Annotated in this window: 8 protein-coding genes; 1 reads left to right on the top strand and 7 read right to left on the bottom strand. The window is 61.2% G+C overall.

What is annotated here, in order from left to right; all coding sequences use genetic code 11:
• Nucleotides 1-41: 41 nt before the first annotated feature.
• From FHW79_RS32045 to FHW79_RS32015, 7 genes are all read right to left on the bottom strand, one after another.
• The gene (locus FHW79_RS32045) at nucleotides 42-1,373 is read right to left on the bottom strand and encodes an adenosylcobalamin-dependent ribonucleoside-diphosphate reductase (protein ID WP_183182653.1); all 1,332 of its coding nucleotides are present in this window, start codon (nucleotides 1,371-1,373) and stop codon (nucleotides 42-44) included.
• A gap of 193 nt (nucleotides 1,374-1,566) precedes the next feature.
• Complete coding sequence (locus FHW79_RS32040) at nucleotides 1,567-2,088, bottom strand: hypothetical protein (protein WP_183182652.1); 522 nt, start codon at nucleotides 2,086-2,088, stop codon at nucleotides 1,567-1,569.
• A gap of 111 nt (nucleotides 2,089-2,199) precedes the next feature.
• Entirely contained in the window at nucleotides 2,200-2,481 is a 282-nt protein-coding gene (locus tag FHW79_RS32035) for a hypothetical protein (RefSeq protein WP_183182651.1), read from the bottom strand.
• A 111-nt stretch (nucleotides 2,482-2,592) separates the two neighbouring features.
• Entirely contained in the window at nucleotides 2,593-3,009 is a 417-nt protein-coding gene (locus FHW79_RS32030; protein WP_183182650.1) for a hypothetical protein, read from the bottom strand.
• A gap of 112 nt (nucleotides 3,010-3,121) precedes the next feature.
• Nucleotides 3,122-3,748: a hypothetical protein gene (locus tag FHW79_RS32025; RefSeq protein WP_183182649.1), complete on the bottom strand. Its 627-nt coding sequence runs from the start codon at nucleotides 3,746-3,748 to the stop codon at nucleotides 3,122-3,124.
• Nucleotides 3,749-3,833: 85 nt separating this feature from the next.
• Nucleotides 3,834-4,163 (bottom strand): hypothetical protein, encoded by a 330-nt coding sequence (locus tag FHW79_RS32020; protein ID WP_183182648.1) that lies wholly within the window; start codon nucleotides 4,161-4,163, stop codon nucleotides 3,834-3,836.
• Nucleotides 4,164-4,459: 296 nt separating this feature from the next.
• A complete protein-coding gene (locus tag FHW79_RS32015) occupies nucleotides 4,460-4,798 on the bottom strand; it encodes a hypothetical protein (protein ID WP_183182647.1) in 339 nt (112 codons plus the stop codon).
• A 72-nt stretch (nucleotides 4,799-4,870) separates the two neighbouring features.
• Here FHW79_RS32015 and FHW79_RS32450 point away from each other — a divergent pair.
• Nucleotides 4,871-5,051: hypothetical protein (locus FHW79_RS32450; RefSeq protein ID WP_211108591.1), on the top strand; the 181-nt coding region annotated here is incomplete at its 3' end.

The raw sequence follows: 5,051 nt of genomic DNA, 5'->3' as shown, positions 1-5,051 counted from the left end.
TGGCGCGGCGCTCCTCTATGGGATCAACCTAAAAATCCGATTTAACAATGCCATGACGGCGGCTGCCCATCAACCCGATTTTCCGGAGAGCCCTTTTTGAAGAGAGGGAACGCCCCGCGCTCCTTGGCCAGATCCACCGACGCCCGGTACGCGGCGTCGCGATGAGCCCGCTTGATGCGGGCAACCATCTTGAGTGCCGGTCGAGAGCCATAGCGGAGACCGAGCATCATCAGGCAGTCGGCGAGACCAGGCGTGCCGATGCCGATGCGGCGCTTGCTCTGCGCCTCCTGCAATTGCTCTGGCCACGGATAGGGCGTGCGGTCAAGCACGTTGTCCAGGATACGGACCATGTAGGCAGTGGCTCGGGCAAAGCCTTCGAAGTCGAAGTGCGCATGGGACGTGAACGGGTTTCGAACAAACATTGAAACCCAGTTCTGCCCAAGAACGCAGGCGCCATTCTTTGGCAGACTTTGTTCGCCACACGGATTACAGGATATGATGCTTTCCGTGTAGGAAAGATTATTAAGGCGATTGATGCGGTCGATAAAGATGACGCCCGGCTCAGCGTACTCATATGTCGCGCGCATGATGCGATCCCATAGGGCACGGGCTTTGACCCGCCGATATACGAACCACGGTTTGCCGTTGCGCTCCTTCACCTCTACAATGCCCCTCTCATCGAAGGGCCGGACCTCGTGCCCGAGCTCCCAATCACCGTCGGCCTTCACCGCGGTCATGAATGCATCCAGAACCAGAACCGACAGGTTGAGCCCGCGGAGCTGACCAGGAACACTCTTGGCGTCGATGAAGTTGAAGATGTCCGGGTGGTCGCACCGCAGCGTGCCCATCTGGGCACCACGGCGCTCCCCCGCACTCTCGACCGTTGCGCCGCTCTGGTTGTAGACCAGCATAAAGCTGACCACACCGCTGGCGGGGCTGTTGGTGCCTTTGACCAGAGCGCCCTTTGGCCGGATCGGGCTGAAGTCCGTGCCCATGCCACCGCCGCGCTGAAGCGTGACGGCCATGCGGAGCAGGCCTGCCCCCATGATGCCCATCATGGAGTCTTCCAGCTCGTCGTTGACGAAGCAGTTGACCCACGTAACGTTTCGGCGGGAGCCGGCACCGGCAAGGATGCGGCCGGCGGGGAGCATTTCAAAGCGGTTCATCGCAGCCAACATCGGCTCCATGAACTCGTCGCGCCGGGGATCGCCTTCCAGAATGGCGTTCAGAGCGCGAAAATGAATGTCGGCAGCCGACTCTTCACCGGGCTGCGCGTACTTGCCTTTGCGGATTTCTCCACTGATTGGCTGGTTTAAGAACGCAGCCAGGGGAAGCCACTCGACATTGCTCGGGCGAATGAACAGACCGTCCATGATGCACCTTTTCCTTTGGGGGATGAATGAGGCGCATCACGGCCCCAGAGGGGCATTGAAGCGCCCCGACTGGGGAAGGCTGGCAAGAGGCATGAGCCCGTCGCCTGACACCTGTCTGATGTCATAGCGGAGACCTAGGCTTGGATGATGGTTGCCTGGAGATCCCAACTAGCAGTTCCAGCCCGAAGGCCGGTTACGGAGAAGCCAACATGGAAACGACCGTCTCAGTGACGGTCACCTGCCATTTGGCTCCGAACCGAGCGGCTTGTTCGTCGGCCTTTCTCTTGGCCACTTGGAGCGCAATCTTCGCGCTGCAGTAGGACCGCCGCTGTCGTTCCTCAATGCGACGGGGTTCGCACCCCTCTACGGCCACAGTTACGAACCAACGAAACTCTCCGTCATAGGGCATGACGCCGTACGTAACGACGACACGCTCGGTGCCGTGCGGGCGCGTCTGCCCCGGAGGAAGCGCGTTGATCCAGATCGCTCGACCGGTGGTCGGTATCCTCTGGTCACCGGCCAGCGCCTTTCCAGCGGCGAGCGCACCATCCATGGTGTCCCACGCATCGTCCTGGGTTTCCCCATAGACGACAAAATGGAGAACTTCACCCGTCGACAGAACTCGGATGACGATGTGCCATGCCGGCAGCCGACAATTGAAGATATCGTAGAATGGCCCAATGACCTTGTGCAGGGTGATGGACTGCTTTTGCACGTGCATGTCCTCGCAACAGAGGCATACGCTCCCCGTGCGGGGCACCGTCTGCCCCATAAGGTGGGAGCGCCGCCCGACTCCCAGCGGAAGTCAGACGGCGCGGATGGTCGATCAGGCGAGCCGCCGGGCCATGCGCGAGAAGGTCGCGACGGCTTGGTCGCGGTTCAGGCGTGGAGTGAACCACTGGCGAACGCCTGTCGTGGTCGGCTTGAGGAAGACCCGGTAGCAGCCGCCAGCCAGCGAGGCTTGGCGTTCGAGCCGGAGGGTCTCACCCGTGTAGACCTTGCGCTCCGCCACCACGACGGGGGCCGGCGGCTTGCTGAACAGCTTGCCGCCCGACACTTCGTAGAGGAACTGCGCGGTCAGTCCGATGAACTTGGTCAGCTTTTTCATGATGCACCTTGTCTAGCGATGAGGCGCACCACTCCCCTTCCAGGGCGAAGCGCGCCCCGGTTGGGGAATTAGCTGAATGGACCGGGCGGAGCCGGTCATAGAGGCGTGTGGTCAGAGCGGCGTGGCAGGCACGTCAGGCTGATTGAACACGCTGTTGAGGTCGATGCCGGGACGTTCGATGGACTGAAGCGCCACGACTGCCTCGGCGGTCGAACCATCAGACTGGTGGACGGACATCAGGTCACTGTCCTCTGCGCCCAAGGTGTCGTAGTCGATGATTGCGACCTCAAGGTCGACAGGGACGTTTTCACCAACGACTGCCTGAACCAGGCCACCGTCGAGCACGACAGCCAGCCGCTGCGGGGAGTTGTCAGCGACAATTGCCTCCAGGGTTTCCAAATCGGCGCGCATGGTGCCGGGATCGCTGTAGGCAAACCCCGCATCGGGATTGTTCGCATAGTCCCGCAGGAGCGCGGTAACGCGATGCAAGACGTCCGCAGGAACGGATTTCGTCTGCTTGCTTTTCATGATGCCACCTTTGACCGTCTGAAAAAGACGACGAGGCGCACCACACCCTGAAGGGCAACGGTGTGCCCCGCCGGGATTGATGATGAAAGCTGCCGGGCGATGCCAGCAGCGATCAGGCAGCGCGCTCGTAACGACGACGAACCTGTTCGGCGAAGTCACGAGCTTCTGAGAGGCTGTGGCAACAGCGGCTCACAGCCTCATTCCGGTCGGTCAGAACGACAGAGACCGTCTCCTTCCAGACCCCAGGCAAGCCGGGGCGGAAGCCCCAATAATGGGTCGTCTTCGTGAGAAGGAAGCAGTCGCTGCGCGGCGGCCGCACGAGTTCGAGATCGATCCGGTTGGCGTAGGCACATGGATCGCTGTAGGTGAGTCCTTGCCAGTGAACGAGAACTCTCTCCTCCATCAGGATCTCCGCAGACGCGCCGTGGATGATGGCTTCGGCTTCCCAACGGGAGATACCCAGGACATCGAGGCGGTTCTGCGCCTTGAGCGTCTCGACCACAAAGCGGTCGGCCTTGGCCTTCGTCTGGATCTCGCCGAGATGCTCGAAAGGCCCGGTGTTCTCGATCGGCTCATAGTCGCCGTAGTCCTCGTCCCAACCGCCGCGGACGTACATCGGGGCTCTGTCGGTGACGCGCTTGGCCGCCTCGACCTCACGAATGAGAGCAAATGCGACCCGGCGGGCTTCAAAATACTCCGCCGTACCGGGGATGAGCGTGAGGTTGGCTTGAGTTTTCATGGTGCACCTTTTTCAGAAAGGAAGGCGCACTACGGCCCCGGTGGGGCACAAGTGCGCCCCGATGGGGAACAGAATGGTGACAGATTTACGACGCGGACCCGTAATACTGGCCGGGTTCAATCGTCGCCCATACGCGCAGCAACTTGCAACGGTCGGTCATGTCCGCGGCGACTGCCGGGACTTTTCCGAGAGGCCCCCGCAGCAACCATTCATAGGCGGCGATAACAAAATCCACGCCGTACCGATACTCGGCGACGCGGTCTTCCTGTTCCGCCAAGCCTAATTGGCGTTCCTCGCCCTGCAGATCACCCACAAGGCTAGCAAGCCTCCGGAACTCGGCCTGCGCCGTCAAGTAGACGCGGCAAAGCAACGCCCAATCGCGCACAAACTCAGAGATTTGGAGAACCATCTTCATCGTCTCACTCCGACATTAGGTTGGAGAGGACGCACGTCCCCCAAGAGGGACGATGCGTCCCTAAGGGGGGGCGAAGCATTGGCTTCGGCCAAGTGCCACCGCACACAGGCGGAAGCTTGGGTGCTGATTGTTTAGAGTGCCCAACTAGCACTTTTAGACAGAGCTTCCGGCGACATGCACGGAAACCACTCAGAACGTCGCATCATGCAGACGAACCAAAGTGCAGCGAGGATATCGCAACAGGCTCTAACCCGAAAGAGGCGAAAGGTGCGGAGTTTTAACGTCTTTCGGCGCCACTACAGCCGACGCGGCACGATCGTCGCACCAGCCTCGATTGCCTGCGCTAACCACGGTTCGATGGATGCTACCGGCCGCAGGCGCAGCCACCGCCGACGCTCAGGATCCCACTTGCACTCACCGTCCAGCTTCATTGCGTCACGAACCTCGACGGCCGGGGCTGCCGGGAACACCAGTTCCAGGCCATGCTCGGTCTGCTCGATCCGGAAATCGGCTCCAGACTCCGTCGTATAGCGAAGCCCCTCGGCGATGGCCCGCTGAATGGCATCGGCCCGCGCTCTGCGGGCAGCTTCTCTGGTCTCACGCTCGACGAGCTGGTCCGCCAGCAGATCAACCAACCATTCTGGCGGCTCCTCCAGTGTGCGGTAGCCTGTGCCGCCGCGAGGGCCAGGTGCCTCCTCCAAAAGCCCATGCTCGACCAAGCTGATCAATGCTCCAGTCCGATCGGCTTTGGCCTGCTGCCGCTCCCGACGGGGCAGATCGCTCTGATCTGCCATTCGACTTTGCGCATTTCAGGACTGCCGTCTCGGTTAGGAGGCGGTTCACAAGTTCAGCAATGGTGCGGGGTGACGGGGATTACGGCGCGTAGCA

This window comes from Azospirillum sp. OGB3, assembly GCF_014192915.1.
In the GTDB taxonomy this organism is placed as follows: domain Bacteria; phylum Pseudomonadota; class Alphaproteobacteria; order Azospirillales; family Azospirillaceae; genus Azospirillum.
This window is presented reverse-complemented; position numbering and strand designations above follow the sequence as displayed.